The following is a 25,893-nucleotide window of genomic DNA, read 5'->3' as shown; positions in this document are numbered from 1 at the left end:
GATGGCAGGGCGAGATGTTTTTGCGAACGCGTCAGGCAGGACCCAGCGTGTAATCGATGCCCGGTCGATCACCCTTGCCCTTGAGCCAGCGTCCAGGAAGGCGGCCGGCGAGTTCCCCCAGGGGGCCGACGGCTGCGCTCAAAACCGCGACCGTGTCCTGCAGCAGATCGATGCTCGCGCTCATCCGCTCGAGATTCGGCGCCAGTGCGGTCAAGGTCTCCGACAGTGCGACGATCTGGTCGAGCGGTCCGCCCTCGGCGATCAGCCGTTCGAAGGCGCCACCCTCGGACAGCAGCGTGTCGAGGATCCCGTTCTCGGCCAGCGCGCGGTCCACGATGCCGCCCTGTGCGGTGAGTCGCTCGACGGCGCCGTCCGCGGCGGTGAGTCGTTCGAGGGGGCCTTGCTCGGCGGTGAGACGGTCGAGCAGTCCATCCTTGGCGAGTAGGCGCTCGAGCGTGCCGTCCTCGGCGAGAACGCGGTCGAGTGGGCCGTCTTTCGCGAGCACCCGGTCGAGCGGTCCGCCGGATTCGAGGAGTCGTTCGAGGGTGCCGCCTTCGGAGGTCAGCCGGTCGACCGGGCCGCCCGGAGCAAGCAGTCGATCGAGGGGTCCTCCGGGCTGGAGTGCTTGACCGAGTGGCCTGTCGTTCGCCGCCAGTGAGGACAGCTGACTGATCATCTGCAGCGGGCTGCCGGAAGCGCCCATGCCGGTGACCACTCCGGTGCCTGCTACCGCTGTGCGCACCGTTGCCAAGGTGGCCTCGGCGATTCCGAGTCCGACATCGGCCGCCGCAAGTCCGGCGCGCACCGGGAGGGCCAGCAACGAGACCACGTTCATACGGTTACTGTAACCCGCGACACACAAGCATTTCGCGGCTCGGGCGATCAGTGCAGGACTTTGAGTCCGACGACGCACGCCACGATGGCAGCGACCAGCAGAATCTTGACGAGCGATGTGTTTTCGGCGCCGGTCACCATCGCGAAGCCGACGGTAAGGGAAGCGCCGATTCCCACCCAGACTGCGTATGCCGTCCCGGTCGGCAGAGTACGCATCGCGAAGGCCAGTCCCGCCATGCTGAGGACCAGTGCAATGACGAATACGACACTGGGACTGATTTTGCTGAACCCCTCGGACCGACCGAGGGCGGTGGCCCAGACGGCCTCCAGCACGCCCGACAGCACCAGCACGATCCACGCCATGACAACTCTCCCGAGCACCGTCTTGTCGCTGGCCGGGTACGGTGCGCTCGTCCGGGTGTCGTATCGACGACCTTCACGGTACCGAAAGCCTGTGCCGTGGTCTGAACGCAGTGGTCGGCGCGTGCAGGGAAACGCCGGATAAGTCTCCCTCGTCTTGGCGGAGATTTCCTTTTGTGACACGGCGGGGAAACGCATTGTTATCGGTTCGGGTTCACGCTGGCGAATGCGCCGAATAACTCAGCGGATCGCGGCCTGTTTGTTTATTGTCGAGCACAATGCGTGAATTCCGTGCGCACTCCACCGACGATGACGAGGCATATCATGATGCTCGGACTGCTTGCCGCAATCAACAGCGCGTTCACACTCGGGGTTGCCAACACTATCGGGACGTTCGGGGGAGTGGTTCTCAACCTGAACGTGGTCAGCTGAGAAACCGGTCGACGTCGACTGCTGTCGGACCGACAGCAGGACACCTACTTTCACCACATCTGCGATCGACGGCCCCGCCGCGTCTCCTGCGGCGGGGTCGCCGTGTACCCGGGGCGCCCCAGCCCGCGGGAGACACAACTTTCCCATCCTTGCTCATTGCTCTCGAATCTCGGCTCTTTTCGCCGAAAAAGTCTCGTTGAAAAAATTTTGGAAAAATCCAATGCGAGTGTTGCCACAGATTTGGACGGTTCACCTATTGTTCTCGACAACGTGCAAGCAACGCGCGTAATCGGCTCGACACGGAAGTCCGCCCTGGCACAGGGGGAGATGATGGAGAACATGATGCTCGGATTACTCGGCGCACTCAACAGCGGTGTCACGCTCGGTCTGGCCAACACGATTCTGACGTTCGGTGGCGTAGTCCTCAACCTCAACATCGTCGTCAACTGACCAAGGGCTTCGTCGTCTGCTGACGGCGGGGCCGCACCGCCCGCCCGCTCGGTTCCCTGGGACGCTCACAGGAAGTTCCCAGGGAACCGACAGCGATGATCCAGCGTTCCGCGTGATGATGGGTTCCGTGAATGCGAAACCCGTCGAAGCCCGAGTTCTCGTCGTCGACGACGAACCGAACATCCTCGAACTGCTGTCGGTCAGCCTGCGCTTTCAGGGTTTCGAGGTGGCGACCGCGTCGAGCGGCACGGCGGGTCTCGATACGGCGCGCACCTTCCGGCCCGACGCCGTAATCCTCGACGTCATGATGCCGGGGATGGACGGATTCGGGATGCTCCAGCGGCTACGCGCCGATGGTGTGCACGCGCCGGTTCTCTTCCTTACGGCGAAGGACGCGGTCGAAGACAAGATCAGCGGCCTCACACTCGGCGCCGACGACTACGTCACCAAGCCGTTCAGTCTCGAAGAAGTGGTGACACGGCTGCGAGTGATACTCCGTCGATCCGGCAAGGTGTCGGTCGAGGAGCAATCGGCGCGCATCACGTTCGCCGACATCGAACTCGACGACGACACACGTGAGGTATGGAAAGCGGGCGAGCTGGTATCGCTGTCGCCCACCGAGTTCACCCTGCTGCGGTACTTCATGGTGAACGCAGGCACGGTTCTCAGCAAGCCGCGCATCCTCGACCACGTGTGGAATTACGACTTCGGCGGTGAGGTCGGGGTGGTGGAGTCGTACGTCTCCTACCTGCGTCGCAAGGTGGACACCGGGGAGACGCCGCTGATTCATACCCTTCGGGGCGTCGGGTACGTGATGCGCGAACCGCGGCGATGACCGCCCCACCCGCACTAGAGAATTCTGTCGCGCCGGCCGGTCACGCGGGTCGGCGGTGGGTGCGGGCGATGCCGTTGCGGGTCACCTTGGTGGGTGCGGTGCTGCTGCTCGCGGCACTCGGTCTGCTGGCGTCAGGAGTCGCGGTGACGTCGGCGCTCGAAAATTCCTTGACGAGCCGGATCGATCACCAACTCCGCGAGGCAGCGCAAGGGTGGGCCAAGCCGCGGGAATCACGCCCCCTCCCGCCCCCGGACGAGCCGAACCCGGGACGACCGCCCAGCCCGTTCTATGTGCGCACCGCGTCCCCCGACGGAACGGTGCTCTTCCAGATCAACGACGAGGCCAGCGCGCCCGCAATTCCCGCCGATCCCCCTTCGGGTCCCATGACGGTCGGCTCCACCGACGGATCCGATGTCCGCTGGCGTGTGCTCACCACCACCACGGCGAGCGGCACCCAGACGACGGTGGCGGTGACACTCACCGAGAACGACGACACGGTGAACCAATTGGTGGTCCTGCAACTCGGCATCGGCGCGGTGGTGCTCATTGCGTTGGGTGTCGTCGCGTACTTCGTCGTCCGCCGCAGCTTGCGTCCGCTCGGCGAAGTCGAGGAGACCGCCGCCGCGATCGCCGCCGGTGACCTCCATCGGCGTGTCCCCGCGCGCGACGACCGCACCGAGATCGGACGGTTGTCGGTAGCCCTGAATGGGATGCTCGCCCAGATTCAGCATGCCTTCGCCGCAACCGAGGCGTCCGAGGAGTCGGCACGCCGCTCGGAGGAGAAGATGCGGCAATTCGTCGCCGACGCCAGCCACGAATTGCGTACCCCGCTGACCACGATTCGCGGTTTCGCCGAACTGTATCGGCAGGGCGCGATGACCGACACCGAGAGGTTGATGAGCCGTATCGAGGGAGAGGCCTCCCGGATGGGTCTACTCGTGGAGGACCTGCTCATGCTCGCAAGGCTCGACGCCCAGCGGCCCCTCGAGAATCGGCCGGTCGACCTGCTGTCCGTGGCGTCCGACGCCGTGCACGCTGCCCGCGCGGTGGCACCCGAACGCTCCTTCGCCCTCGAAGTGGGTTCCGGACCGGGAACCCCTGAAATCCTCGGTGACGAGGCGCGGCTGCGGCAGGTACTCGGCAACCTCCTTTCCAACGCCGCCACGCACACTCCCGCGACCGCGGACGTGACGGTTCGACTGCAGACCACGGAGAACCGGGTCGTGCTGGAGGTAGCCGACACCGGCCCGGGTCTCAGCGAAGAGGATGCTGCGCGGGTATTCGAACGGTTCTACCGAGCCGACGCGTCCCGCACCCGAGAGAGTGGGGGAAGCGGACTCGGCCTGTCGATCGTGGCGGCACTCGTGGCCGCGCACCAGGGCACCGTGACGGTCGACAGCCGGCCGGGCGAGGGCGCCACCTTCCGGGTGGAACTGCCCCGGGCGCTCTAGATCACATGTCTCATTCGGGAACGTTGTTCGCGTATCCGAGATCGCGGAGGGCGCCGCGGAGCTTCGTCATAGCGTCGTCCTGCGACTCCTGAGACGGATCCGGGTTTGCATTGCTGATGTTGAAATCACCGAGGTCGTACGCCGGGAAGACGTGCACATGCAGGTGTGGGACCTCGAGTCCGGCGATCAACAGGCCGGCGCGGGGGGCGTCGAACGCCGGGCGCACGGCCTGCCCGACGATGCGGGCCACATCCATCACCTTGGTCCACAGCTCACCGTCGACCTCCTGCCAGTGGTCCACCTCTTTCCTGGGCACGATGAGGGTGTGGCCCTGCGTGATGGGTGCGATGGTGAGGAACGCGACGACATCCTCGTCCTCCCACACGAACCTTCCGGGCAGATCTCCGTTGATGATGGCGCTGAATACAGATCCCATGGCCGCCATTATGCGACTTCGCCACCCGTGAGTACTTATTAACCATCCCCGGTGAAGAAGTACTCACAGGGGGAACACGATCTCCGGCGTCCGGCAGATGAGCAATCTCCGCACGAGGCCCGAATCGTCGAGTTGTGCCGACGTGTTGAACGAGGCCTCGAAGTCGCCGTTCCGGGTGGTTCGTCCCAGAGCCAGCTCGAGTTCGCCCACACGAGCACCGGCGAGGATCTCGTGCACCAGCACGCTCTTCTCGCGTTGTTGCAGATACCCGACCAGGCCGGCGCGATCACCGACGAACTCGGCGGCATTGCCGCCCCCAGTGGAGAACTGAACCGACATCCGGAAATCGGGGGTGATCATGTCCAGGACGCGGTCGGGATCGTCCGAATCCATGATTGCGAACCACGCGGCGAGCACGGGAGTCGGCGAAGTCGTCTCGTTCAGGTCAGTCGTGTTTCTCATGGGTCAACTCCTTTGCGAGAAGGCTGAACTCCGTATCGAACGACACCTCGTACGCATCGATGGCGCCGTCGCTGTCGAGGTGCATCGCTGCCAGGAAGTAGCCGGTTGTCTTCACACCGTTCTCGACGACGGAACCGTAAGCGAATTGGACGTCTCCGGCGTTGCTCGTGCGGAGCAGCACATGCTGTCGATCGACCGGAGGGCGTCCCCGCAGGTAGTCGAGCATGTCGGCCCGGCTGTAGCCGCGGCGTACGGTACCGGGCAGGACTATGGCGAACTCGATCGATGGGTCGAGCAGCGCCACCGCGTCGTCGATTCGGCCGCTGTCGAGGGTCGCATAGTACTGCTCGATCACGAGTGCATCGGTCATGAAATGAACTTAGTTCAGGCATCGGCGGTTTGTCGAGCGTCCTTGCCGCGACACCATCGACCAAACTAAACTGAACTCACGTCAATCTGAGGAGACTTTCATGCCGACCCACCACTTCCATCCATGGCCCGAGGCTGAACCCCCGGCGATGACGCCCGTCGCCGAGCACGACGACATCCGGGCCGTAGTTCGACAACTGCTGGACCGGCATTCGACGCTCGAAAACGGCCGTCTCGCCGCTGAGTCCGACGCCGGATATTCTCCCGAGTTGTGGTCTCTCCTCGTCAAGGAGATGAACGTCGCCGCCCTGACGGTGCCGGAGGATCGTGGCGGTGTGGGGTATAGCGTCGTCGAGCTCGGGATCGTCCTCGAGGAATGCGGGCGCGCGCTGGTCTCCGAGCCTGTCCTTCCGTCCGCGACACTGGGAGTGCATGCACTGCTCACTGCCGACAGGAGTCCGCAGGTCGACGAACTGCTGGGCCGAGTCATCCAAGGCGAACTCGTTGCAACCGTGACCGCTCTGGGTGAGCACACCGATTTCGCCGATGTCACGCGAGTCAACGGCGGGTGGTCGGTGTCGGGCCGTGCAACGAATGTTGTGCAGGGCGGTGCGGCCGACGTCGTCGTGCTACTCGGGCATGGCGAAGACGGACCTGGCCTCTACGCCGTCGATCTGCGGACCACGTCGGTGCGACGAATGGAACTTCCGGTGATCGACCCCAGCCGGCGGCAAGCCAATCTGCTGTTCGATGCGGCGGACGCGGTACGTCTCGTCGGACCCGGCGACGCACGGCGCAAGGTCGAAGAATTGCGGAGTCTCGGGGTGATCGGGCTGGCCTGTGAACATGTGGGAATGATCGACCGATTACTCGACACTACAAGGGAATACACCATGCAGCGCCGTCAATTCGGACGAGCGATCGGATCGTTCCAGGCCGTCAAGCATCGACTCGCGAACATTTTGGTCGAGCTCGAGAAGGCCCGATCGGCGGCACGGTATGCAGCGGCGGTGTTCGCGGAAGACCCCGGCGCCGCACCGCTTCCGGCCGCTGTCGCCGGTGCGGTCTGCACCGAGGCCGTGATTGCCACTGCTCTCGAGGCCGTGCAATTGCATGGGGGAGTGGGCTTCACCTGGGAACATGCGGCGCATTCCTACGTTCGCCGCGCGCTCGGAGACGAACCGCTTCTCGGTGATGCGCGGGCCCACCGCAGTCGTATCGCCGATCTCGTCGGGGTCTGACTCGACCCACCCGGACCGGCCGAGAAGAAACCACTTGCTCCGCCCCTATTGACGGACCAACTCCTACCCAGTACAACTGAAGTGAATCCAGTTCAGTTTCATTCTCCGAAAGGACACCGACATGGTGGACACCGACCACATCGTGCTCGAGAAGGACGGCGACGTCGCCCGCGTGTGGCTCAACCGCCCGCACAAGAAGAACGCGGTCACCGTCGAGCTGCTGCATCGCCTCGACGAGATCATCGTGGAGGTAGACAACGACCCCGACCTCAAGGTGCTGGTCCTGCGTGGACGTGACGGCACCTTCTGCTCGGGATTCGACCTCGACGAGCTGCGCGAGAAGTACGTCGGCTCCACCACCGCGATGGACGTCGCGGTGCTGTCGGCCCGGGTGTGCGACCGCCTGTACTCGATGAACACCCCGTCCGTCGCGGTCCTCGAAGGCTTCGTCACCGCAGGCGGTTTCGAGCTGATGATCTCCTGTGACTTCGCGATCGCCGCCGAGGACGCCCGAATCGGCGACTTCCACATCCGCCGTGCGCTGTTTGGTGGGGCGGGCCCGATCTACCGGCTGCCGCGGATGATCGGCGTTCGCAAGACGAAGGAGCTCATGCTCACCGGCAAGCTCCTCACCGGTAAGGAGGCCGAGGACTTCGACCTGATCAACGCCTCGGCGCCGGCCGAGGATCTGGACAAGCTTCTCGCCGAGTTCATCGCCCCGATCGTCGACAAGAGCCCGTTCATGATGAAGCTCACCAAGATGTGCATCGACCGCGGTCTCGACGCGGACATCCAGTCGCTCATGGTGATGGAGCACCTCGCCGTCGGCAACGCGCTGCAGTCGGAGGACGCACGGGAAGGCGTGAACGCTTTCCTCGAAAAGCGTGAGCCGAAGTGGGTCGGTCGCTGATCGAGCCCGACAACGAATTCCGAGGGAGAGGATGAGGATGGGCGAGACACACACCGCACCGGCGCTCGAAGCAAGCCGCTGCTCCCACTGCTCGACTGTCGCGTTCCCGGTCACCGGTGTGTGCTCGAGATGCGCCGGGACGGCAATGTCACCGTTCACCGTGAGTGCACGCGGAACGGTCTGGGCGTACACGGTTCAGCGTTTCGCCCCGAAATCTCCGCCGTATGTCCCGCCGCCGGAAGGGTTCTCGCCGTACGCGGTCGGATACGTCGAACTCCCCGACGGAATCAGGATTGAAGCCGTGCTCGACTGCCACGACTTCGACGAGTTGGACGACGGGGCACCGGTGACCTTGGTCGCCACGGTGCCGGTGCCCCGGTTCGCCACCGACGCCTATCTGAAGGAGACCCGCTGATGTCCACTGTGTCGATCATCGGGGCCGGACTCTCGAAATTCGGGCGTCAGCCGGACAAGACCGGGCGCGGCCTTGCCCTGGACGCGATCGCGTCCGCCCTGTCCGACGCCGGTATCGCGTGGACCGATATTCAGGTGGCATTCGGTGGCAGCGATGGTTCCGGGCTCGCCGACACCCTGGTGGCCGAGCTGGGGCTCACCGGAATCCCCTTCATCAACGTGAAGAACGGATGCGCGACCGGTGGTAGCGCCCTGGTGTCGGCGGTCAACGCGATCCGCGCGGGCGCCGCCGACATCGCACTTGCGGTCGGCTTCGACAAACACCCGCGCGGCGCCTTCGACCCGGCGCCGGAGGACTGGGGCCTGCCCGCCGGCTACGGCGAGGCAGGTCTCATGGTCACCACCCAGTTCTTCGGCATCAAGATCGCGCGGTACATGCGCGAGCACGGGATCAGCGCACCCACTCTGGCCGCCGTGGCGGAGAAGGCATATCGCAACGGCTCGCTGAACCCGAATGCCTGGCGGCGTGAACCCCTTTCCGCCGAGGCGATCGCCGCCGCCGACATGGTCAACGACCCCCTGACGCGGTACATGTTCTGCTCACCCGGCGAAGGCGGGGCGGCCGTGGTGGTGGCGAGTGAGGCTGCCGTCCGGCGCCTCGGCGGAAGGCCCGTACAACTGCGGGGCATTGCGGCAGGCACCCGCCGGTTCGGCTCCTTCGAGGTGTTCGGTCCGGCGATACAGGGCGAGGGAACCCCGCCGAGCGTGAGCACGTCCACCGCCACCACCGCGTTCGAGCAGGCCGGACTCGGCCCGTCCGACGTGGATGTGGCGCAACTCCAGGACACGGAAAGCGGCGCCGAGATCATGCACATGGCCGAATGCGGGTTCTGCGATCACGGCGAACAGGAAAAGCTGATCGCCGCGGGCGAGACGGAGATCGGCGGGCGGATCCCTATCAACACCGACGGTGGCTGCATCGCCAACGGGGAACCGATCGGCGCATCCGGCCTCCGGCAGATACACGAGATCGTCACGCAACTGCGCGGAGAGGCCGGTGCCCGGCAGGTCCCGGGAGGGCCGCGCATCGGATTCACCCATGTCTACGGTGCGCCCGGGATCAGCGCCTGTACCGTCCTGTCAGTCTGAGGAAGAGCCATGAACCAAGCAACGATGCCCGATGTGGACCAGTTCGTGGACGACGCACGAGCGTGGCTGCGGACGGTCGCCGAGCCGCGTACCCAGATCAAATGGGGAGTGGGTTCCGACTCGGTCGCCGTCTTCGAGAATTGGACCGAGGAGCAGGAGCGCGACGAGACCGACCATATCCGCGCCTACGAACAGACGAAATTCGACGCCGGGTGGGGTTCGATGAACTGGCCGGTCGAGTACGGCGGACGGGCGCTGCCGATGTCCTATGTGCTTGCATTCCGGCGGGAAGAGAACGCGTTCGACGTGCCGCGACGAACCGAAATGTTCTCGGTGACACAGCAACTGGTCGCTCCTGCCATTGCCCAGTGGGGAACGCCCGGACAGTGCGAGCGGTACGTGCGGGCGATGTTGCGTACCGATATCATTGCCTGTCAGCTGTTTTCCGAAACCGAAGCGGGATCCGACCTGGCAGCGGTCCGGACGAGGGCAGTCGAACGGGATGGCCGGTGGACGATCACCGGACACAAGGTCTGGACGTCGGGCGCCCGGGTCGCCGACGTCGGGGTCGCGGTATGCCGCACCGACCCCGACGCACCCAAACATGCGGGCCTCACCGTCTTCTTGGTCCCGATGGATGCTCCCGGTGTCACCGTCCGGCCGATCCGCCAGATGACCGGGGGCAGCTCCTTCAACGAGGTCTACCTCGACGGCGTCGAACTGTCCGACGACTACCGGCTGGGGCCGGTGGGACAGGGCTGGCCGGTCGCCTTGACCGTGCTGGCAGCCGAGCGTCTCGACGCCGGGAATCTCGGCCTTGCCAACGCGGATCAGGCTGTGGAACTCGCCCGTAACCTGGGTCGTGAACTGTCCGAGATCGAACGTGACACAGTCGCGGATCTGGTGACGCGCAGCTACGTCCAGCGGGTGACCGGAATGCGGGTAGCCGCCGCCGTGGTCGCGGACAAGGATCCCGGCCCGGAGGCCTCGGTGGGGAAGTTGCTCGCCACCGACACCATGGCGCGAACTTCGGAAGTGGTCCGGCTGTTGCTGGGCCGCGACCTGATCGCAGACTCGGGCGAGTGGGGCACGTTTGCGTGGACCGAGCACGTGCTCGGCGCGCCCGGATACCGCATCGCCGGCGGCACCGACGAGATCCAGCGCAACATCCTCGCCGAGCGCGTGCTCGGCCTGCCGAGGGAGCCCCGCCCATGAGTGCGACAATCACCCTCGACGACCGTGTGGCGCAACGGTTGCGCGAGCAGACCCCGGGCCTGGACGTAGGCCCACTCGAGCCGCTACTCGGAGGGCACTCCGGGCTGACCTACAAAGTCCGGACCGGTGACGGCGACCTCGTGGTCAAGGCCGTTCCCGAAGGCCAACGTCCCATCGGTCGACACGACATGGTGCGCCAGGCGAGAATCATGCAAACACTCGGGGCCACAGAGGTTCCCGTGCCCCGCATCGTCGCCGTCGACGAGACCGGACCGGCGTGGTTCGCGATGGAGTACGTTGCCGGGGAATCCCTCGAACCTGTACTCGATACGCCGGCGGTCGAACCGGCCGTTGCGGCCGCGCGGATGCGCCGCGCCGCGCAGGTACTGCCGCTGCTGCACGCGGTGCCCATCGACACGATCCCGGCAGCCGGAGATCCGTTGTCACCCGGCGCGGAGTTGGCGCGGTGGCAACGCACCCTGGACGCTGTTCCGCCCGAACTCGTCAGTGGGGGCGACGAGTTGCTCCGTCTGCTCGCCGACGATCTCCCTGAGGCGCTCGCACCGACGCTGGTGCACGGCGACTACCGGCTGGGCAACATCATCGCGCGTGACACGGAGCCGGCGGCGTTGATCGACTGGGAGATCTGGAGCCTGGGTGATCCACGGGTCGAATTGGGCTGGTTCCTCGTCTTCGCCGACGGGGCGAACTTTCCCGGTGTGGGGCGCGCCGTGCCCGATCTGCCGTCCGAGGATGAACTGATCGACCTCTACACCAGGGACGACCCGGCACTGCCGGACATGAACTGGTTCAACGCACTCGGCCGTCTGAAAATGGCGGCGATCATGGGCCACAACCTGCGCCGGCACCGCGAGGGCCGCCACCACGACCCCGACCAGGAACGGCTGCCCGACACCATCTCACAGCTCATTCGCAGTGGCACTGCGCTACTCGCCTGATCAGAAAAGGACGACACGTGGACTTCGGATACTCCGCACGCACCGAGCGACTGCTCGAGCAGCTGCGGATTTTCATGGAAGAGCACGTCTATCCGGCCGAGGCCGTGTACGACGAGCAGATCAGGTCGAACGACAATCCCCACGAGCAGCCGAAGGTCATGCTGGACCTACAGGAGAAGGCCCGCGAGCTCGGGTTGTGGAATCTCTTCATGACGCACGGTGAGTGGGGTGCCGGGCTCACCAACCTCGAATACGCGCCCCTTGCCGAAATGGTCGGCCGGTCGGTGATCGGCAACGAAGCCATCAACTGCTCGGCGCCCGACACCGGCAACATGGAAATCCTCGCCATGTACGGCACCCCGCAGCAGCAGGCGCGCTGGCTCCAGCCGCTCCTCGACTGCACGATCAGGTCGGCATTCGCGATGACGGAGCCGGACGTGGCGAGTTCGGATGCCACGAACATCACCTCGACCATCCGCCGCGAGGGCGACGAGTACGTCCTGAACGGCCGGAAGTGGTACACCTCGGGCATTCTCGACCCCGACTGCAAGCTTGTCATCTTCATGGGCAAGTCCGAGTCCGAGGCTCCGACGTACCGGCAGCAGAGCATGATTCTGGTGCCCGCGGATGCCCCCGGCATCGAGGTGCTCCGTGATCTGCCCATGTTCGGCTACCACGACCGGCTCGGCCACGGTGAGGTTCAGTTCACCGACGTACGGGTGCCCGCCGACCACATGCTCGGCGCCGAAGGCGACGGGTTCGCGATTGCGCAGGGGCGGCTGGGGCCGGGACGGATGCACTACGCGATGCGGGCGATCGGCATGGCGGAACGGGCCCTCGAGCTGATGTGTCGACGAGTGCTGCAGCGCACCGCATTCGGCGCACCGCTCGCCGACCGCGGTGTGGTGCGCGAGTGGATTGCCCGTAGCCGGATGGAGATCGATCAGATTCGACTGCTGGTCCTGAAGTCGTCGTGGCTGATGGACACCCGCGGCAACGCCGCTGCCCGTTCGGAAGTCGCGGCGATCAAGGTTGCCGCCATGGAGATTGCCCATCGGGTGGTCGACCGCGCCGTGCAGGCGCACGGCGCCGCAGGGGTGAGTGACGACACCGTCCTGGCCCGGCTGTATGCAATCACGAGGGCACTGCAGATCGCCGACGGCCCGAACGAAGTCCATCTGCGCACGATCGCGCGCCTCGAACTGAAGAAGTACGCATGAACACGACCGCAGAGTTGAAGGGGAAGGTCGCGCTCGTCACGGGTGCCACCCGGGGGCTCGGATACGCCATCGCCACGGGGTTGGCCGCCGCGGGCGCCACCGTGATCGTGTCGAGCCGCAAGGAGGAGGCGTGCATCTCCGCGGCCCGCGCGATCGCGAGGGAAACCGGTGGAATCGCCGAACCGCTCGCGCTGCACGTCGGAAAGTGGGATGCGATCGAACTTGCTGTCGATCACATTCTCGACCAGTTCGGAAGCCTCGACGTCGTCGTGAACAACGCCGGTATCGCGCCTCTGTCGCCGAACCTCGAGTCGGTCTCCGAGTCGCTCTTCGACAAGACGATCGAGGTCAACCTGAAGGGCCCGTTCCGGCTGATGGCGGTGGCCGGTGCCAGGATGAGTGCGGCCGGGGGCGGTTCGATCATCAATATCTCGAGTATCGGAGCGCTGCGGCCCAGCCCGCCGGAGGCGATGTATGCGGCGTCGAAGAACGGCCTCAACGCGCTGACGATGGCCTTCGCCCAGGAATACGCGCCCCAGGTGCGAGTGAACTGCATCATGCCGGGCGGATTCGCGACCGACATGGCGGCCGAATGGGACGACGAGTTCATCGGGAAGATCGTCGATCGGCTTCCGGCGGGACGGCTGGGACGTCCGGATGAAATCGCCGGCCTCGTCGTGCATCTGGCCGGTGACCGTGCCGGATACACCACGGGCGCGATCATCCCGGTCGACGGCGGGCGCACCGCCGTCTACTGACGCGGGTGCACGAACACGAGTAGGAGCCAACACATGCAGGTACCCGAGCTGTTCGAGCTGAGCGGTCGCGTCGCCGTCGTCACGGGTGCGTCGTCCGGATTGGGAATGGGATTCGCGCGGACACTGGCGTCGGCAGGCGCGACGGTCTTTGCCGCAGCCCGCCGAGTCGATCGGCTCGCCGCGCTGGCGGAGGAGGTCGACACCGTGGTCCCGGTCGAATGCGACATCACCGTCGACGCCGACCGGCGCCGGCTCGTCGACCGCGCCCGCGAACGAACCGGCCACGTCGACGTCCTCGTCAACAACGCCGGAAAGCCCGGACCGCCCAACGCGGAGGACGAAACCGCCGACGGGTTCTCGTCGATTCTCGATGTCAATCTCGCAGCGGGATTCCATCTCGCCACCTATGCCACGTCGGGGGTTCCGGACGACGCGGGGATCTCGATCATCAATATCTCCTCGGTCATCGGGTTGGTGTCCACAGCACCCATCGGCGGCGCGAGCTACGCAGCCTCGAAGGCGGGCATCCTCGGTCTGACCCGCGAGCTCGCGGGTCAGTGGGGCAGGCGGGGCGTCCGTGTCAACGCCGTCGTGCCCGGATGGTTCGATACCGAGATGACCGACGGATTGTTCAGCAACCAGCGTTCAGCCGACTGGGTGCGTCGCAACACGATGCTCGGCCGCGGTGGCCGCGCGGGCGAAGTGGACGGTGCCGTGCTGTTCCTCGCATCGGACGCGTCTTCGTATGTCACCGGACAGACCCTCGTCGTCGACGGCGGTTGGGCAGCCAGGTAGGTGAGGAAGGTGACCATCGAGACGATGAAAGCCGTGCGCTTGACCGGGTGGGGTGAACCCGCGCAGGTCCTGCCCGTCCGGGTCCCCGAACCCCAGGGAGCCGAACTGCTGCTCGAAGTCCGGGCGGCCGGGCTCTGCCGATCCGACCTGCACGTCATGGACGCACCCGCCGGTGTCTTCGACTACCCGCTGCCGCTCACACTCGGGCACGAGGTGGCCGGAACCGTTGTCGGTGTGGGCCCCGCCGCCGACAGTTCGTGGGTCGGCGAGTCCGTAGTGGTCCATGGCGTGTGGTCCTGCGGCGACTGCCGCAACTGCAGACGAGGCAGAGAGAACTACTGTCACGAACTGCGTCGGCGGGCCGACGGCCGGCTTCCCGCGATCGGCAACGGTCTCGGCTACGACGGCGGCCTGGCCGAGGCCATGATCGTTCCCACGGAACGGTTCGTGGTACGCGCCGGGGGGCTTGCTCCGGAGAGTGCCGCCCCGCTCGCCGATGCCGCCCTGACGGCCTACCACGCGATACGTACGAACAGTGATCTCGTCGACGGCAACTCCGTAGCCGTCGTGGTCGGCGTCGGGGGACTGGGCCACCTCGCCGTCCAAATTCTCCGCGCTCTCGGCGGCGGCACCGTGTTCGCCGTCGATCCGCGACCGGAATCCCGCGCGTTTGCGATGCGGTTGGGAGCCGACGCGGCATTCGCCGACACCGCTCGGATTCCGCAGTCGACCGGCGCCGACGTCGTCTTCGACTTCGTGGGCTCGGAGGCCACCACGAAGGCGGCAGTGCAGTTGCTCGGACCCGGTGCCCGCCTGGTGGTCGTGGGCAGCGGGGGAGGCCGGCTCACAGTCGGCAAGGATCTCGGACTACCCAACGGCTGGCAGGTCAGCGCCCCGTTCTGGGGAACGCGCGCGGACCTCGAGGCGGTAGTCGATCTTGCGCATCGAGGGCTGCTGAGCGTCGAGTCGACCGCATACCGCTTGGACGACGCCCTCGACACATACGACCGGCTGCGCCGCGGGGCGATCCGCGGGCGCGCCGTCCTCGTGCCGTGACCACCGACAATGTGTGTCAACACCGAAACAATTGTGATTCAGTAACCAAGAGGAGGCTGCGTGATGTGGGAGCTGGCGCGTGAATTCGTTGCTCGTGCAGAGAGTGCGCCGGACGAGGTCGCGGTCGTCGATGCGTCGGGTGGGTGGACTCGTGCCGGCATCGTTGCGGCGGCGACCGAGCTCGCCGCACTGTTGGACGCCGGCCCCGGGGGATCGCCCACCGTGCTCGTGCAGGCGGACAACAGCTGGCGGACCCTGACCGCGGCACTTGCGGTCGGGATGCGGGGCGGTGTCGTCGCCGTGTTCAGCAGGCATGCCGGCCCGTCGGAGTTCGCCGTGGCCCTGCACGACATCGCACCCGATGTGGTGATCGCCGACAAGGAGTCCCTTGCGCACTGGGGTGTACCGGACGACCGCTTCGGTGACGAGGCGAGCGCGCTGGGCGGCTGGTCGGTGCGCTGGTCGCGATCGCCGGTCAGCGATGTCGAGCGATGGAACGGCGGGATCGCGATTGCGATGACGTCCGGGTCGACCGGACATCCCAAATGCGTGGTGCAGTCGGAATCAGCGATCCGCTACGCAGGCCGGTGCACCATCGACGCGGTCGGCCTCGAACCCGGGGATCCGGTTGCCGCGTTCGTCCCGCTCTCGTCGGTGGCCGCATTCTGCTTCGGTCTCTACCTCCCCGCGATGCTCGGCGCGCCGATGGTCTGTATGGACGGCTGGAAACCTGCTGCCGCGCTTACGGTCATCCGGGAACACCAGGTTGCGTGGACGATGCTTGTCCCCACCATGGCGCTCCAGCTGGCCGTCGCGCCGGACGCTACGGGTGCGCTTACCTCGCTGAAAGCGATGACCGTCGGCGGCGGGCCGATGGACGCCGGTGCACTCGGTCGCGCCGAGCGAACTCTAGGCACGACGTTCCTGCGGGTGTTCGGTATGTCCGAGTGCCTCGGGCATACCACCCCGCTGCCCTCGGACGAGCCGGCCGTGCGCCTGGGGCGGGACGGTCGTCCCTTCCCCGGCACCGTCGTCCGAGCGGTGGACAATTCTGGCGTTCCCCTTCCGGCCGGGCGGGTGGGCGATGCACAGGTCAAGGGTCCCTCCCTGTTCGTCGGCTATGCGCGGGCAGGTGTTCCGGCACCGCCCGAACTCACCGCGGACGGATTCTTGCTCACCGGCGACCTCGTCGAAGTCGCCGAGGACGGAAGCATCCGGGTGATGGGACGGCAGAAGCAGATCATCATCCGTGGCGGCCGCAACATCGACATCAACGAGGTCGAGGCAGCCGTCGCGCGCATTCCGACCGTGTCGCAGGTGTGCGTGGTGCCGGTCCCGGACGAGCTGCTCGGTGAACGCGCCGCCGCCCTGGTGGTGAGCATGGGTGCCCCGATCACCCTCGCCGAGGTGACCGCGCACCTCGACGCCATCGGGTTTCCGAAGTTCAAGTGGCCGGAGTTCGTCTTCGCGATCGACGATTTGCCGCAGAACAGGGTGGGGAAACTGTCTCGGCCGGATGCGGTGGACCTTGCCACACGTCTGCTCGCCGGTACCGTGAGCCCCTGAATCCGGCCCGACTTGACCTCAGTTCAGGTAGTCTTACCGGTACCGACCGACAACAGATGGATGGGGATCCCGTGTCCGTAGAAGCCATGACGCTCCGCGATGGTCCGCGTTCCAAGCGCGGGCTCATCCTCACGGCCGCGATCGAACGCTTCGGCGCAGTGGGCTTCGAGCACACCAAGTGGGCGTCGATCGCCGACGAGGTCGGTATCGGCCAGACGGCGCTCTACCACTATTTCGAGTCCAAGGGTCACTGCCTGCTGACCATCATGCGTCTCGAACTGGCGGAGTCCCTCGAGCGATTCGCTGCTGCGATCGAGGGCATCGACGATCCGGTGGAGGCGTTGGGGGCCGCCGTCACGAGTGCCCTGGAAGCGACCCCCCGGGATGCCCTGCAGCGACGCATCCTGCACAGCCACATGGATCTCCTCGCCACCCCCCGTCAATCCGAGAAGGAAGAAGCGGAGCGCCAGACTTCCCGTGCACTGGTGAACTCGATCGAAGAAGAGTGGTCTTTCCTCATCGCGAAAGGGATGGGTGCCGGGGTCTTCGCCGACGCGGATCCACGTTTGATGGCCCGACTGGTCCTCGGGCTCGTCGTCAGCGTCTGGCGTTGGTATCGGCCCGACGGCGACATGAGTCTCGACCAGCTCAACCGACAAGTTCGCGACGCCACTCTGCGCATCGTCCGCGCATAACGCACGCATGAGCGGAGGGGCTTTCGCATACCGACCGCAAGTGAACTTAATTCAGGTCAGTTATGGAGTGATGATGTACAACTTGATCGTCTTGGCCGCCCGTCCGCACGACTGGAGTCATGAACAGTTCATTCAGTGGTGGCGCGGCGAACACGCCGATGTGACCTACCCGCTCCCGGGCCTGCGGCGCTGGCAGCACACCGAAGTGCTCGACGCGATGGACGACAGGTCGCGGGAATGGGACGGCGTCTCGATTCTGAGTTTCGACTCCCGTGAGGACCTCGATGCCGCGCTCGCCAGCCCGCAATGGCAAGCCGCCGTAGACAACGTCGGTCAGATGCGTGGCAAGCGCATCCTCGTCATGGGCGAGGAGAAGACGATGGTCGAAATGGGCAGCGGCACATCGTGAGGGCTCCCTGGATGGAGCCGGGCTGTTACGAGGTGGCGCCCGGTGTGCATCGAGTGCCCCTTCAGATGCCTGACGACGGTCTCGGTGCGGTGAACGTCTACGCCCTCGAGACCCCGGACGGCCTGGCGCTCGTCGACGGCGGATGGCGCGTCGACAACACCTTCGAGGAGATGGAGCACGCACTGCGCCGGATCGGCCGCACCACCGCGCAGATTCACGACATCTACGTCACCCACGTGCACCGCGATCACTACACATTCGCCGTCGAACTCCGCCGCCGCCACGGCTCACGCGTCCACCTCGGTGCTGCCGAGGCGGACGGACTGGCGGCCGTCAGTGCTCTCGGCAGCAACGTTCCGACGGATTCGCTGCACGAGCTCCGCCGCGCCGGAGCCCCCGTCCTGGCAGACACTGTCGAGATTCTGACCGCGGCGGAACCGTTCTACCTGTCGGACTGGGAAGAGCCCGACCATTGGCTCGACGCGGGTCCGCTTCGGATCGGGCAGCACGCGATCGACGTAGTACACACTCCGGGTCACACCAAGGGACACATCGTCTTTCACGATACCCAGCGCGGCCTGCTTTTCAGCGGAGACCACGTCCTACCCTCGATCACTCCGTCGATCGGATTCGAACTCGGCGAGTGGGACCTGCCCCTGGGGCGCTACCTCGACTCGCTGTCCCGAATGCTCGACCGCCCCGATGCGCAACTCCTGCCGGCGCACGGAGATCCGACACCGAGCGTGCATGTCCGAGTCGAAGAGCTACTCGCACATCATGACCGACGATTCATGGCTATGCAGAACGCGCTGGTGTCGCTGGGGCCTGCGACCGCGACGGCCGTCGCAGACGCGGTCATGTGGACCCGACGCGAGAAGCCGTTCTCCACGCTCGACCCGTTCAATAAAATGATCGCCACCTGTGAGACCCTCGCCCACCTCGATACCCTGGTCGATCGCGGCCGGCTCGCAGTTCGAAGACGAGACGACAGCGACGTCTTCTCCGTCGCCTGAGTGCGGAAGGATCCCATGCAGAGTCATGAGCTGAAACTGGCGCGCCATCCCCAGGGGAAGGTCCGCCCGTCGGACTTCCACCTCGACCTGGTGACGGTTCCCGAAGAACTGATGCCCGGCGACATTCTCGTGCGTAACTCGTGGTCGTCGATAGACCCGTCTGTCAGGATGCGTCTCGGCTCCACGGGCCCCGCGGGCTACCTCCCACCGTTCCGCATCGGGGAGACGCTGACCGGGTTGGCTGTCGGTGAGGTACTCGAGTCCCGTGACCCGGGCTTCGAGAAGGGCGACACGGTTCTGCACATCAAAGGTTTTCGCGAGTTCGCGGTGGTCCGGCAGGGCAGCGAAACCTTGGCCGGGGCCGGTGGCGTGACACGCCTCGACACGAGTGTGCACCCGCCGCAGTCCTATCTCGGAGCGCTGGGCAGTTCCGGGCTCACGGCGTACGTGGGATTGCAGTGCATCGGTGGACTCACGAGCGGAGACGTCGTATGGATCTCGTCGGCCGCGGGTGCGGTCGGCAGTCTCGCCGCGCAGATTGCGAAGCTCCGAGGTCACCACGTGGTCGGCAGCACTGGTTCCGGCGAGAAGGTCAGGTTCCTACTGGACGAACTGAAACTCGATGCCGCATTCGACTACCACAGCCCGGACCTGGCCGGAGCGCTCGCGAGCGCGGCACCCGACGGCATCGACCTATATTTCGACAACGTGGGTGGAACGCATCTCGAGGCCGCCCTGCATCACCTCCGGCCAGGCGGCCGGGTGGCCATGGCGGGCGCCGTCGCCTCCTATGACGCGGACACTGCGGCACCGAGTCCGGGCAATCTCTTTCAGATCGTTGCGAAAAACCTGACGGTGCAGGGTTTCCGGGCCGGAGCGTACGACCATCTGCTCGGCGACATGCGGGCCGAGGTCGGGAGCTACCTCCGCGACGGTCGCCTCGTTGTCGAGGAGACGGTGTTCGAAGGCCTCGGGTCGGCGCCGGACGCCATCGTCGCGATGCTGCAGGGCCGCACCGTCGGAAAGACGCTGTGCCGCCTACGCTGATGCTCCAGCGGCTACACAGAAGAACATGGCCCACGCATCACGCGGGGGCCATGTTCTTCTGCTTCGCTCAGGCCGCCGTCCACCCGCCGTCTGCGTAGATCTCCGAGCCGGTGACGAACGTGGAGTCATCGCCGGCCAGGAAGGCAACTGCGGCCGCGATTTCTTCACCGCGGCCGAGTCGACCCATCGGGGTGCCGGCCAGCATCTGGCGGTGACGCTCGCTGCCCTCCCAACGCTCGAGCAATGGGGCCGTACCGATGAACCCCGGGTGCAGCGAATTGACCCGTACTCCCGCTTTCGCCCAATGCAGGGCGGCGTTCTTGGTCATCGTGCGGACGGCGCCCTTGGCGGCTGCGTAGGCGACGCTGTTACCCACACCGCCCACGGTGCCGAGTATCGAGCACATGTTCACGATCGAACCGCCGCCGCTCCGCTCGATCAGCGGGCCGGCATGTTTCATGCCCAGCCACGTGCCGGTCTGGCCGATCCCGATCACCCGATCCCAGTGGGACCGCGTTTCGTCCTGCGCGGTGGCAACGCTGCCGATGGCCGCATTGTTGACCAGGGCGTGTAATGCGCCGAACGTCTCCTCGGTCGCCGCGATGACGGCCTCCCACTGTTCCTCGGAGGAGACGTCCAAGGCGTGCGCGGCATGACGTTCGGGCTGGGCGAGAGTGTCGAGTAAGTCCGTGCAGACCGGTTTCTCGAGATCGGTGGCCACGACGTGGGCGCCTTCCTCGGCGAGCCTGCGGACGATCTCCGCGCCGATACCACCGGTCGCTCCCGTCACCAGGACGACCTTGTTGCGAAGCCGGTCAGGGCCGACGCTCATCGTGACTCCTTGTCACTTGTTCGAATCCGGAGGAATACGGTCGCCATCAGAGGTTGCTCAGAACGTTTCGTCCGCCGACGAGCATCGCGATCACGACACCGATGCTGGTCACGGCCGTCATGAGCAGGGCCATTGCGGCCACCAGCGGGTAGGACCCGTTCTCCCACAGGTCGAACAGAAGCGTACCCATCACCTGTGTCGTGGCGGCGCGGACGAGCAGAGAGGCGGCGAACTCGTGGGTCAGCAGGATGAACATCAACGCGACGGAGCTGAGCACGGCCGGCCTCATCAGCGGCAGAATCACCCGGACGTTCGTGACTAACGGGCTCGCACCGCTTGTCGCCGACGCCTCGGCGTAGGTCTCTCCGAGCGACAGCATGGCCGTCATCTGCATTCGGGTGGCGAAGGGCACCATCAGTACGACGTAGACGAGGATGATGACCGCTTTGGTCCCGTAGAGGATCAGCGGAGGCTGGGTGTAGGTGAGCAGGAATCCGACGCCGAAGATCACCGCGGGAATACCCAGGGGGAGAGCGGTGATGACGTCACCGATGGTTCCCAGCACCCTGTGTTTGCGGCCACGCACGAGCAGCGTGGCGGTAAGGTAGCCGATCGGCACGCAGATGGCGACCGCCACCACGGAGGTGAGGAGACTCGTGTACACGGAGTCGACGATGCTGGCCGTCTGGAACAGTGCCCGGAAGTTGTCGAGTGTGAACAGATTCCAGGACAGTGTCTCCGACCAATAGGGCGACACCGCCACGATGACGAGTCCGATCAGCGGGACGACGAGTGCGAGCATCGCATAGACCGAAATGCACACGGCGGCCCAGGCCGAGCGGCCGGTGTCGGGAGCGAACGCTTTTCCGCCGTGAGTGACGAAGCGTGACTGATTGCCGAGGAGCATCTTCTGCGCCAGCACGACGACGACACCGAAGATGACGAGCGGCGAGCCAGCCGCGGCTGCGGCGGCGAAGTCCGCCGGCGACTCCGACACCCGCCGATACATCTCGGTGGTGAGCACCTTCACACCAGTGTTCTGTCCCAGTAGGAGAGGACCGGTGAACTGGCCGAGACCGAGCAGCAGCGCAATTCCGCCGCCATAGACCAGCGAGGGGCGCAGTAGCGGGAGAACTACCCGGAAGAACACCCCGAGCGTCGACGATCCGCTGATCTGGGCCGCCTCGAGGTGCTCGGAACTGATGTTCTGCATTCCCGCGCTGACGAAAAGGTAGACGAAGGAAGTGAGTCCGAAACCCGTGAGAATGATGATCCACGGTGTGCTGTAAATGTCGACGGGCCCAGAGTTCACGTGGTTCCACCAGGGAAGCTTGCGCAGTAGTGCGTTCAGGTACCCGGGCCCGGGGGAGAGGAGAAATGCCCACCCGACCACGTTGGCTACCGCGGGCATCACGATGGGCAGGATGGGAACGATTCTGAGAAAGCTCAGCCGGCGTGGCAGCCTGCTCGCCGCGAACGCGAGTACCGTTCCCAAAACCATTGCGATGGCGAGTGACGAGACCGCGAGGGCGATGGTCGTCCTGATGGTCTGGCCGATGTCGTACCGGCCGTACTGCGCTTGAAACCCGCGAGCGCCGTCCTCGAACGCCAGCGACTGCAATCGGAAGAGCGGCAGAACGACGAGATACGCCAGAACCGCCAGCAGGGCGGCGTACCCGAGCCGGCTACGCCACACCGTACCCAGAACGATCGGACGTGCCCCGGCGCGCACAGCAACCGTAGCCATCACGCCTCCGATCCGGCGACGGCCTGGGCGAGCACGGGAATGTTGGGGTCCACGTGCCTGTCCGGGTGCGGAAACACACGTAGCTTGGTGGGGGAGAAGCTGACTGCCAGGGGCGACCCCGGGGTGGCGCCGCGCAACCAGGCCCCGTGCCGTACGGCATCTGCGCGAAGGTACAACCGTTCACCTCCGGCGTTCACCATCACGTCGAAATAACGACCCCCGTACTCCGAGGTGACGAGCTCGCCGGTAAGGCCGACATCATCCGGGCGGACTTCGTCGAGTGAGCGGTGCAGCGTCAGGTCTTCGGGCCGAAGTCTTCCGAGAGCCGCATCGCCGCTGATGTATTCGCCCGAGATGCCGGCGGTGTCGAGTTCGATAGCCGTCCCGGCCCGCGTTGTCCACCCCTCGTGCCGCCGGAAGAGTTCGAGTCGGTTCGCCATCCCGATGAACGCGGCGACATAGTCGGAGGACGGGGTCTCGTACACCCGCTCCGGGGTGTCGTACTGTTCGATCTTGCCGGCCTTCATGATGGCGAGTCGGTCACCGAGTGCAAACGCCTCGGCCTGATCATGAGTGACGAAAACGGCTGTGAAGCCCAGACGTTGGTGGAGCTGGTGAATCTGAGACCGGACTTGGTCGCGCAGGCGTGCATCGAGATTGCTCAGCGGTTCGTCGAACAGCACCAGGTCGGGTTGGGCGACCAAGCCGCGGGCCACCGCCACTCGCTGTTGCTGTCCTCCGCTGAGTTGGGACGGGTACCGGTCGAGCAGGGCTCCGCAATCCACCATGCCCGCTGCGGTCTCGACCTGTCCGGCGGCGATAGCGCTCTTCATCCGCCGAACCTTCAACGGGTACCGGATATTCTCTCGCACCGTCATGTTGGGCCACAGCGCGTAGGACTGGAAGACCATGCCGATATTGCGTTTGTACGCTGGAACGTTGATCCGGGTCGACGCATCGAAGACGGTGTGGTCCTTGAAGGTGATCGACCCGTCCTCGGGTGTTTCGAGGCCGGCGATGCAGCGGAGCGTGGTCGTCTTTCCGCAACCGCTCGGTCCGAGGAGGACGAGAAACTCACCGTCCTCGATGTCGAGGTCTAGTTGATCGACGATGGTGTTCGACCCGAAGGTCTTGGTCAGGTTGGAAACCCTGAATTGCGATGTCACCTTGGCACCTGCTTGGTTGCGAGTGGTTTGTCGGAAATGGCGTCAGTTCGACGGCCTGCTTCCGAACTTGGTCCGGAAGTAAAGTGAATTCAATTCAATTGACGATAGCGCTGGTGTGACCCCGGTGCAAGACGCTGTGGGCAACTGGGCCTCACGGCGACGAACGCTTCGGGGTCCTTGCGCCCGCGGAGGTTCCGCCATCGATCATGAGATCGGAGCCGGTGATGTAACTACTGTCCTCGCACGCGAGGAATAGAATGGCCTTCGCCACCTCCAGTGGCAGTCCCCGTCGTTGCAACGGAATGGATTTCACGTAGGCCTCCATGTCATCGTCGGCGAAGTCGGAGCCGGCGGTGATTGCCGTGTCGATGCTGCCCGGGCAGACCGCGTTGACCCGGATATTCGATTCCGCGAACTCCAGCGCCGCAACGCGGGTCAGGGCGCGAACACCGAACTTCGATGCACCGTACGCACCGAGCTCGGCAGTCGCGAGAACACCACGCAGCGAAGAGAGGTTGACGACGGAGCCCCCGGTGGTCATCGCCGCGCCTGCGGCTTGCAGGCCGAGGAAGGTGCCCACGAGATTGAGGTCGATCATGCGCCGCAGGTCGGCGAGCGAAGTCTCCATGATGGAGGCTTTGGAAGCGGCGCCTGCGGAATTGACGAGGATCCGCATCGGATGCCCGCGATCTGCCATCTCGGTGGTCACGCGCTTCCACTGAGACTCCTCGGTGACGTCCAGGTGCCGGTAGTGCGCCCGCGCACCGAGTTTCGCCGCAACGCCGTTGCCGAGGTCGTCGTCGACATCGCACAGGTAGACCGTTGCCCCGTGGGCGTGGAAGAGTTTGGCGGTTGCGGCGCCTATCCCTCGTGCAGCACCGGTGACGAGAGCGCAGGTGTCGCGCAGTCGCGCGTCGTAGGTAGTCACTGGATGAATCGCTGTTCCCAGTCGGATTGGTATTCGGTGAGTGATTCGGGCGTCAGATCGGAAGGATTGGGCAGAGTGATGTCCTGGGCTCGTGCGACGCTGCCTTCGATGTTGGGGAGGGCGCTCGCGTAACCGAGTGACAATGCCTTCTGGCCGGCCGGAGTGACCATGAAATTCGCCAGCACCTGAGCCGCATTCGGGTGCGGTGCCGCGGAAAGAGCGTGCGTGAACCAAGGCGTTCCCCACGGGGGTGAGGGCAGGGCCCAGTCTACCGGTGCGCCCGATTCCTTCTCGCGCACCAAAGGTTGCACGACCGGGGTTGCGACAATCTCGCCGGAGGTCAGGGCCTGAGCAACCCCCAATGCACTCGGGTAGATCCGCGGTTCCAGCTCCGCAAGCTTCTGAAGGTAATTGGCACCGAAGTTCTTCTCGAAGAAGCGGTAGAAATCGACGTAGGAGGCGATCCCCGATGGGTTGACGATACCTATCTTGCCCTTCAACGCCGGGTCGAGGAGGTCTGCCGGCTTCCGGAGCCCGCCCGGAAGCGCCGTCGTGTTCCATCCGAGTGCGAAGACCGCCGCACTCGTCAGGAAGAACTTGTCCGAAATGATGCTCGACTGTGGTTCGTAGTCCGGCGCATCGAATGCCGGGCCGATGAGGTCGGTCGAGTAGGTGCCCGACGCGGCAGCTGTTTCGATCCACGCGGCGTCGGTCATCATGTGCACATCGGCGGTGCCGCGCTTCGTCTGATTCTCGACCTCGACCTTCGGGTTGATGTCGGCGTCGGTTCCCCGGACATACTCGAGGGAGATCTCGGGATACTCCTGCTCGAAGGCCACTTCGAGGGCTTCGAGGTTGGCGGGGAGTTGGCTCGAGTACAGCAGCACACTGCCTTCGCCTTTGGCTGCGGCAACGACGTCGTCCCAACTGCCGGACACTGGTCTATTGACACCGGAACCACCGGATCCGCAAGCGGCGGAGGCGAAAGCGGCGACCACCGCGACGGCCATCAGCTTTATCGGCACACTTCTCATGGCATGAAGGTCCTTCCGGAAGCGGTTCGCGGAACGCGAACCTGCGTGAGCACTGTGGTGGCGTCCGCTGCTGCGCGGTGGACGAGAACTAACGGCATAGTGCCCCTCGC

29 protein-coding genes and 1 riboswitch are annotated in these 25,893 nt (G+C 65.3%); of the genes, 19 read left to right on the top strand and 10 right to left on the bottom strand.

All coding sequences use genetic code 11. From position 1 onward, the window contains the following. Positions 1-31 precede the first annotated feature (31 nt). Complete coding sequence (locus ACH49N_RS06125; protein WP_358271085.1) at positions 32-835, bottom strand: ABC transporter; 804 nt, start codon at positions 833-835, stop codon at positions 32-34. Between the two features lie 47 nt (positions 836-882). After that, positions 883-1,197 (bottom strand): multidrug efflux SMR transporter, encoded by a 315-nt coding sequence (locus ACH49N_RS06120; RefSeq protein WP_159926901.1) that lies wholly within the window; start codon positions 1,195-1,197, stop codon positions 883-885. Between the two features lie 11 nt (positions 1,198-1,208). Beyond that, a riboswitch (guanidine-III (ykkC-III) riboswitch) is annotated at positions 1,209-1,273 on the bottom strand. 230 nt (positions 1,274-1,503) lie between these two features. Between ACH49N_RS06120 and ACH49N_RS06115 the strand changes: the two genes are divergently transcribed. From ACH49N_RS06115 to ACH49N_RS06100, 4 genes are all read left to right on the top strand, one after another. Then, positions 1,504-1,626 carry a hypothetical protein gene (locus tag ACH49N_RS06115; protein WP_358271444.1) on the top strand — a complete coding sequence of 41 codons (123 nt, stop codon included), beginning with the start codon at positions 1,504-1,506 and terminating at the stop codon, positions 1,624-1,626. A 270-nt stretch (positions 1,627-1,896) separates the two neighbouring features. Next, the gene (locus ACH49N_RS06110) at positions 1,897-2,076 is read left to right on the top strand and encodes a hypothetical protein (protein ID WP_159919517.1); all 180 of its coding nucleotides are present in this window, start codon (positions 1,897-1,899) and stop codon (positions 2,074-2,076) included. A 118-nt stretch (positions 2,077-2,194) separates the two neighbouring features. Then, positions 2,195-2,911: a response regulator transcription factor gene (locus ACH49N_RS06105; protein ID WP_358271421.1), complete on the top strand. Its 717-nt coding sequence runs from the start codon at positions 2,195-2,197 to the stop codon at positions 2,909-2,911. Positions 2,912-2,979: 68 nt separating this feature from the next. Continuing rightward, a complete protein-coding gene (locus ACH49N_RS06100) occupies positions 2,980-4,362 on the top strand; it encodes a HAMP domain-containing sensor histidine kinase (RefSeq protein ID WP_358271083.1) in 1,383 nt (460 codons plus the stop codon). A 10-nt stretch (positions 4,363-4,372) separates the two neighbouring features. Here the strand turns inward: ACH49N_RS06100 and ACH49N_RS06095 are convergent, their stop codons facing one another. The 3 genes from ACH49N_RS06095 to ACH49N_RS06085 all read right to left on the bottom strand — a co-directional run bounded on the left by ACH49N_RS06095 (position 4,373) and on the right by ACH49N_RS06085 (position 5,630). Next, complete coding sequence (locus ACH49N_RS06095; protein ID WP_358271081.1) at positions 4,373-4,798, bottom strand: HIT family protein; 426 nt, start codon at positions 4,796-4,798, stop codon at positions 4,373-4,375. Between the two features lie 63 nt (positions 4,799-4,861). Next, complete coding sequence (locus tag ACH49N_RS06090; RefSeq protein ID WP_358271079.1) at positions 4,862-5,260, bottom strand: hypothetical protein; 399 nt, start codon at positions 5,258-5,260, stop codon at positions 4,862-4,864. After that, entirely contained in the window at positions 5,244-5,630 is a 387-nt protein-coding gene (locus ACH49N_RS06085) for a hypothetical protein (RefSeq protein WP_159919527.1), read from the bottom strand. Before ACH49N_RS06085 ends, ACH49N_RS06090 begins: the two co-directional genes overlap by 17 nt. A 100-nt stretch (positions 5,631-5,730) precedes the next feature. Here ACH49N_RS06085 and ACH49N_RS06080 point away from each other — a divergent pair, with 100 nt between their 5' ends. From ACH49N_RS06080 to ACH49N_RS06010, 15 genes are all read left to right on the top strand, one after another. Continuing rightward, on the top strand, positions 5,731-6,870 hold the full coding sequence (locus ACH49N_RS06080; protein WP_358271077.1) for an acyl-CoA dehydrogenase family protein: 1,140 nt from the start codon (positions 5,731-5,733) through the stop codon (positions 6,868-6,870). A 121-nt stretch (positions 6,871-6,991) separates the two neighbouring features. After that, positions 6,992-7,780, top strand: coding sequence for an enoyl-CoA hydratase/isomerase family protein (locus ACH49N_RS06075; protein ID WP_159919531.1), 789 nt, complete (start codon positions 6,992-6,994; stop codon positions 7,778-7,780). A 37-nt stretch (positions 7,781-7,817) separates the two neighbouring features. Then, complete coding sequence (locus ACH49N_RS06070; protein ID WP_159919533.1) at positions 7,818-8,195, top strand: Zn-ribbon domain-containing OB-fold protein; 378 nt, start codon at positions 7,818-7,820, stop codon at positions 8,193-8,195. After that, positions 8,195-9,343, top strand: a complete 1,149-nt coding sequence (locus ACH49N_RS06065) for a thiolase family protein (protein WP_358271074.1) — start codon at positions 8,195-8,197, stop codon at positions 9,341-9,343. Before ACH49N_RS06070 ends, ACH49N_RS06065 begins: the two co-directional genes overlap by 1 nt. A 9-nt stretch (positions 9,344-9,352) precedes the next feature. Next, positions 9,353-10,558, top strand: coding sequence for an acyl-CoA dehydrogenase family protein (locus tag ACH49N_RS06060; RefSeq protein ID WP_358271072.1), 1,206 nt, complete (start codon positions 9,353-9,355; stop codon positions 10,556-10,558). Then, on the top strand, positions 10,555-11,517 hold the full coding sequence (locus ACH49N_RS06055) for a phosphotransferase family protein (protein ID WP_358271070.1): 963 nt from the start codon (positions 10,555-10,557) through the stop codon (positions 11,515-11,517). The genes ACH49N_RS06060 and ACH49N_RS06055 overlap by 4 nt, the downstream gene beginning before the upstream one ends. Before the next feature lie 17 nt (positions 11,518-11,534). Continuing rightward, entirely contained in the window at positions 11,535-12,737 is a 1,203-nt protein-coding gene (locus tag ACH49N_RS06050) for an acyl-CoA dehydrogenase family protein (RefSeq protein WP_358271068.1), read from the top strand. Beyond that, entirely contained in the window at positions 12,734-13,495 is a 762-nt protein-coding gene (locus tag ACH49N_RS06045) for an SDR family NAD(P)-dependent oxidoreductase (protein ID WP_159919541.1), read from the top strand. The genes ACH49N_RS06050 and ACH49N_RS06045 overlap by 4 nt, the downstream gene beginning before the upstream one ends. 33 nt (positions 13,496-13,528) lie before the next feature. Next, entirely contained in the window at positions 13,529-14,290 is a 762-nt protein-coding gene (locus tag ACH49N_RS06040) for an SDR family NAD(P)-dependent oxidoreductase (protein ID WP_159919543.1), read from the top strand. A 24-nt stretch (positions 14,291-14,314) separates the two neighbouring features. Further along, a complete protein-coding gene (locus ACH49N_RS06035; protein WP_358271419.1) occupies positions 14,315-15,346 on the top strand; it encodes an NAD(P)-dependent alcohol dehydrogenase in 1,032 nt (343 codons plus the stop codon). A 63-nt stretch (positions 15,347-15,409) separates the two neighbouring features. Then, on the top strand, positions 15,410-16,912 hold the full coding sequence (locus tag ACH49N_RS06030) for a class I adenylate-forming enzyme family protein (protein WP_358271417.1): 1,503 nt from the start codon (positions 15,410-15,412) through the stop codon (positions 16,910-16,912). Between the two features lie 86 nt (positions 16,913-16,998). Further along, positions 16,999-17,607 carry a TetR/AcrR family transcriptional regulator gene (locus ACH49N_RS06025; protein WP_358271415.1) on the top strand — a complete coding sequence of 203 codons (609 nt, stop codon included), beginning with the start codon at positions 16,999-17,001 and terminating at the stop codon, positions 17,605-17,607. Positions 17,608-17,680: 73 nt separating this feature from the next. Further along, positions 17,681-18,016: an EthD family reductase gene (locus ACH49N_RS06020; protein WP_201453593.1), complete on the top strand. Its 336-nt coding sequence runs from the start codon at positions 17,681-17,683 to the stop codon at positions 18,014-18,016. 11 nt (positions 18,017-18,027) lie between these two features. Next, the gene (locus ACH49N_RS06015; RefSeq protein WP_358271413.1) at positions 18,028-19,029 is read left to right on the top strand and encodes an MBL fold metallo-hydrolase; all 1,002 of its coding nucleotides are present in this window, start codon (positions 18,028-18,030) and stop codon (positions 19,027-19,029) included. A 15-nt stretch (positions 19,030-19,044) separates the two neighbouring features. Further along, on the top strand, positions 19,045-20,076 hold the full coding sequence (locus ACH49N_RS06010) for an NADP-dependent oxidoreductase (RefSeq protein WP_159919545.1): 1,032 nt from the start codon (positions 19,045-19,047) through the stop codon (positions 20,074-20,076). Between the two features lie 67 nt (positions 20,077-20,143). Here the strand turns inward: ACH49N_RS06010 and ACH49N_RS06005 are convergent, their stop codons facing one another. From ACH49N_RS06005 to ACH49N_RS05985, 5 genes are all read right to left on the bottom strand, one after another. After that, positions 20,144-20,908, bottom strand: coding sequence for an SDR family oxidoreductase (locus ACH49N_RS06005; RefSeq protein WP_358271065.1), 765 nt, complete (start codon positions 20,906-20,908; stop codon positions 20,144-20,146). A gap of 46 nt (positions 20,909-20,954) precedes the next feature. Further along, complete coding sequence (locus ACH49N_RS06000; protein WP_358271063.1) at positions 20,955-22,655, bottom strand: iron ABC transporter permease; 1,701 nt, start codon at positions 22,653-22,655, stop codon at positions 20,955-20,957. After that, entirely contained in the window at positions 22,655-23,821 is a 1,167-nt protein-coding gene (locus ACH49N_RS05995; RefSeq protein ID WP_358271061.1) for an ABC transporter ATP-binding protein, read from the bottom strand. The genes ACH49N_RS06000 and ACH49N_RS05995 overlap by 1 nt, the downstream gene beginning before the upstream one ends. 151 nt (positions 23,822-23,972) lie before the next feature. Continuing rightward, on the bottom strand, positions 23,973-24,749 hold the full coding sequence (locus ACH49N_RS05990) for an SDR family NAD(P)-dependent oxidoreductase (protein WP_159919553.1): 777 nt from the start codon (positions 24,747-24,749) through the stop codon (positions 23,973-23,975). Continuing rightward, complete coding sequence (locus tag ACH49N_RS05985; protein ID WP_358271059.1) at positions 24,746-25,783, bottom strand: extracellular solute-binding protein; 1,038 nt, start codon at positions 25,781-25,783, stop codon at positions 24,746-24,748. The genes ACH49N_RS05990 and ACH49N_RS05985 overlap by 4 nt, the downstream gene beginning before the upstream one ends. Positions 25,784-25,893 lie beyond the last annotated feature (110 nt).

Source organism: Rhodococcus sp. NPDC019647 (assembly GCF_044389235.1).
Taxonomy (GTDB): Bacteria; Actinomycetota; Actinomycetes; order Mycobacteriales; family Mycobacteriaceae; genus Rhodococcus_F; species Rhodococcus_F oxybenzonivorans.
The sequence above is the reverse complement of the archived record's forward strand: the minus strand, read 5'-3'. Positions and strand labels throughout refer to the sequence as shown.

What these genes read in the sequence shown, in the direction of transcription:
- ACH49N_RS06100 (WP_358271083.1), top strand. Translation starts at nt 2,980, where the DNA reads ATGCCGTTGCGGGTCACCTTGGTGGGTGCGGTGCTGCTGCTCGCGGCA.
- ACH49N_RS06040 (WP_159919543.1), top strand. Translation starts at nt 13,529, where the DNA reads ATGCAGGTACCCGAGCTGTTCGAGCTGAGCGGTCGCGTCGCCGTCGTC.
- ACH49N_RS06075 (WP_159919531.1), top strand. Translation starts at nt 6,992, where the DNA reads ATGGTGGACACCGACCACATCGTGCTCGAGAAGGACGGCGACGTCGCC.
- ACH49N_RS06060 (WP_358271072.1), top strand. Translation starts at nt 9,353, where the DNA reads ATGAACCAAGCAACGATGCCCGATGTGGACCAGTTCGTGGACGACGCA.
- ACH49N_RS06025 (WP_358271415.1), top strand. Translation starts at nt 16,999, where the DNA reads ATGACGCTCCGCGATGGTCCGCGTTCCAAGCGCGGGCTCATCCTCACG.
- ACH49N_RS06055 (WP_358271070.1), top strand. Translation starts at nt 10,555, where the DNA reads ATGAGTGCGACAATCACCCTCGACGACCGTGTGGCGCAACGGTTGCGC.
- ACH49N_RS05985 (WP_358271059.1), bottom strand. Translation starts at nt 25,783, where the DNA reads ATGAGAAGTGTGCCGATAAAGCTGATGGCCGTCGCGGTGGTCGCCGCT.
- ACH49N_RS06105 (WP_358271421.1), top strand. Translation starts at nt 2,195, where the DNA reads ATGGGTTCCGTGAATGCGAAACCCGTCGAAGCCCGAGTTCTCGTCGTC.
- ACH49N_RS06065 (WP_358271074.1), top strand. Translation starts at nt 8,195, where the DNA reads ATGTCCACTGTGTCGATCATCGGGGCCGGACTCTCGAAATTCGGGCGT.
- ACH49N_RS06070 (WP_159919533.1), top strand. Translation starts at nt 7,818, where the DNA reads ATGGGCGAGACACACACCGCACCGGCGCTCGAAGCAAGCCGCTGCTCC.
- ACH49N_RS06020 (WP_201453593.1), top strand. Translation starts at nt 17,681, where the DNA reads ATGTACAACTTGATCGTCTTGGCCGCCCGTCCGCACGACTGGAGTCAT.
- ACH49N_RS06115 (WP_358271444.1), top strand. Translation starts at nt 1,504, where the DNA reads ATGACGAGGCATATCATGATGCTCGGACTGCTTGCCGCAATCAACAGC.
- ACH49N_RS06015 (WP_358271413.1), top strand. Translation starts at nt 18,028, where the DNA reads ATGGAGCCGGGCTGTTACGAGGTGGCGCCCGGTGTGCATCGAGTGCCC.
- ACH49N_RS06030 (WP_358271417.1), top strand. Translation starts at nt 15,410, where the DNA reads ATGTGGGAGCTGGCGCGTGAATTCGTTGCTCGTGCAGAGAGTGCGCCG.
- ACH49N_RS06095 (WP_358271081.1), bottom strand. Translation starts at nt 4,798, where the DNA reads ATGGGATCTGTATTCAGCGCCATCATCAACGGAGATCTGCCCGGAAGG.
- ACH49N_RS06000 (WP_358271063.1), bottom strand. Translation starts at nt 22,655, where the DNA reads ATGGCTACGGTTGCTGTGCGCGCCGGGGCACGTCCGATCGTTCTGGGT.
- ACH49N_RS06035 (WP_358271419.1), top strand. Translation starts at nt 14,315, where the DNA reads ATGAAAGCCGTGCGCTTGACCGGGTGGGGTGAACCCGCGCAGGTCCTG.
- ACH49N_RS06085 (WP_159919527.1), bottom strand. Translation starts at nt 5,630, where the DNA reads ATGACCGATGCACTCGTGATCGAGCAGTACTATGCGACCCTCGACAGC.
- ACH49N_RS06005 (WP_358271065.1), bottom strand. Translation starts at nt 20,908, where the DNA reads ATGAGCGTCGGCCCTGACCGGCTTCGCAACAAGGTCGTCCTGGTGACG.
- ACH49N_RS06120 (WP_159926901.1), bottom strand. Translation starts at nt 1,197, where the DNA reads ATGGCGTGGATCGTGCTGGTGCTGTCGGGCGTGCTGGAGGCCGTCTGG.
- ACH49N_RS06125 (WP_358271085.1), bottom strand. Translation starts at nt 835, where the DNA reads ATGAACGTGGTCTCGTTGCTGGCCCTCCCGGTGCGCGCCGGACTTGCG.
- ACH49N_RS06090 (WP_358271079.1), bottom strand. Translation starts at nt 5,260, where the DNA reads ATGAGAAACACGACTGACCTGAACGAGACGACTTCGCCGACTCCCGTG.
- ACH49N_RS06080 (WP_358271077.1), top strand. Translation starts at nt 5,731, where the DNA reads ATGCCGACCCACCACTTCCATCCATGGCCCGAGGCTGAACCCCCGGCG.
- ACH49N_RS06045 (WP_159919541.1), top strand. Translation starts at nt 12,734, where the DNA reads ATGAACACGACCGCAGAGTTGAAGGGGAAGGTCGCGCTCGTCACGGGT.
- ACH49N_RS06010 (WP_159919545.1), top strand. Translation starts at nt 19,045, where the DNA reads ATGCAGAGTCATGAGCTGAAACTGGCGCGCCATCCCCAGGGGAAGGTC.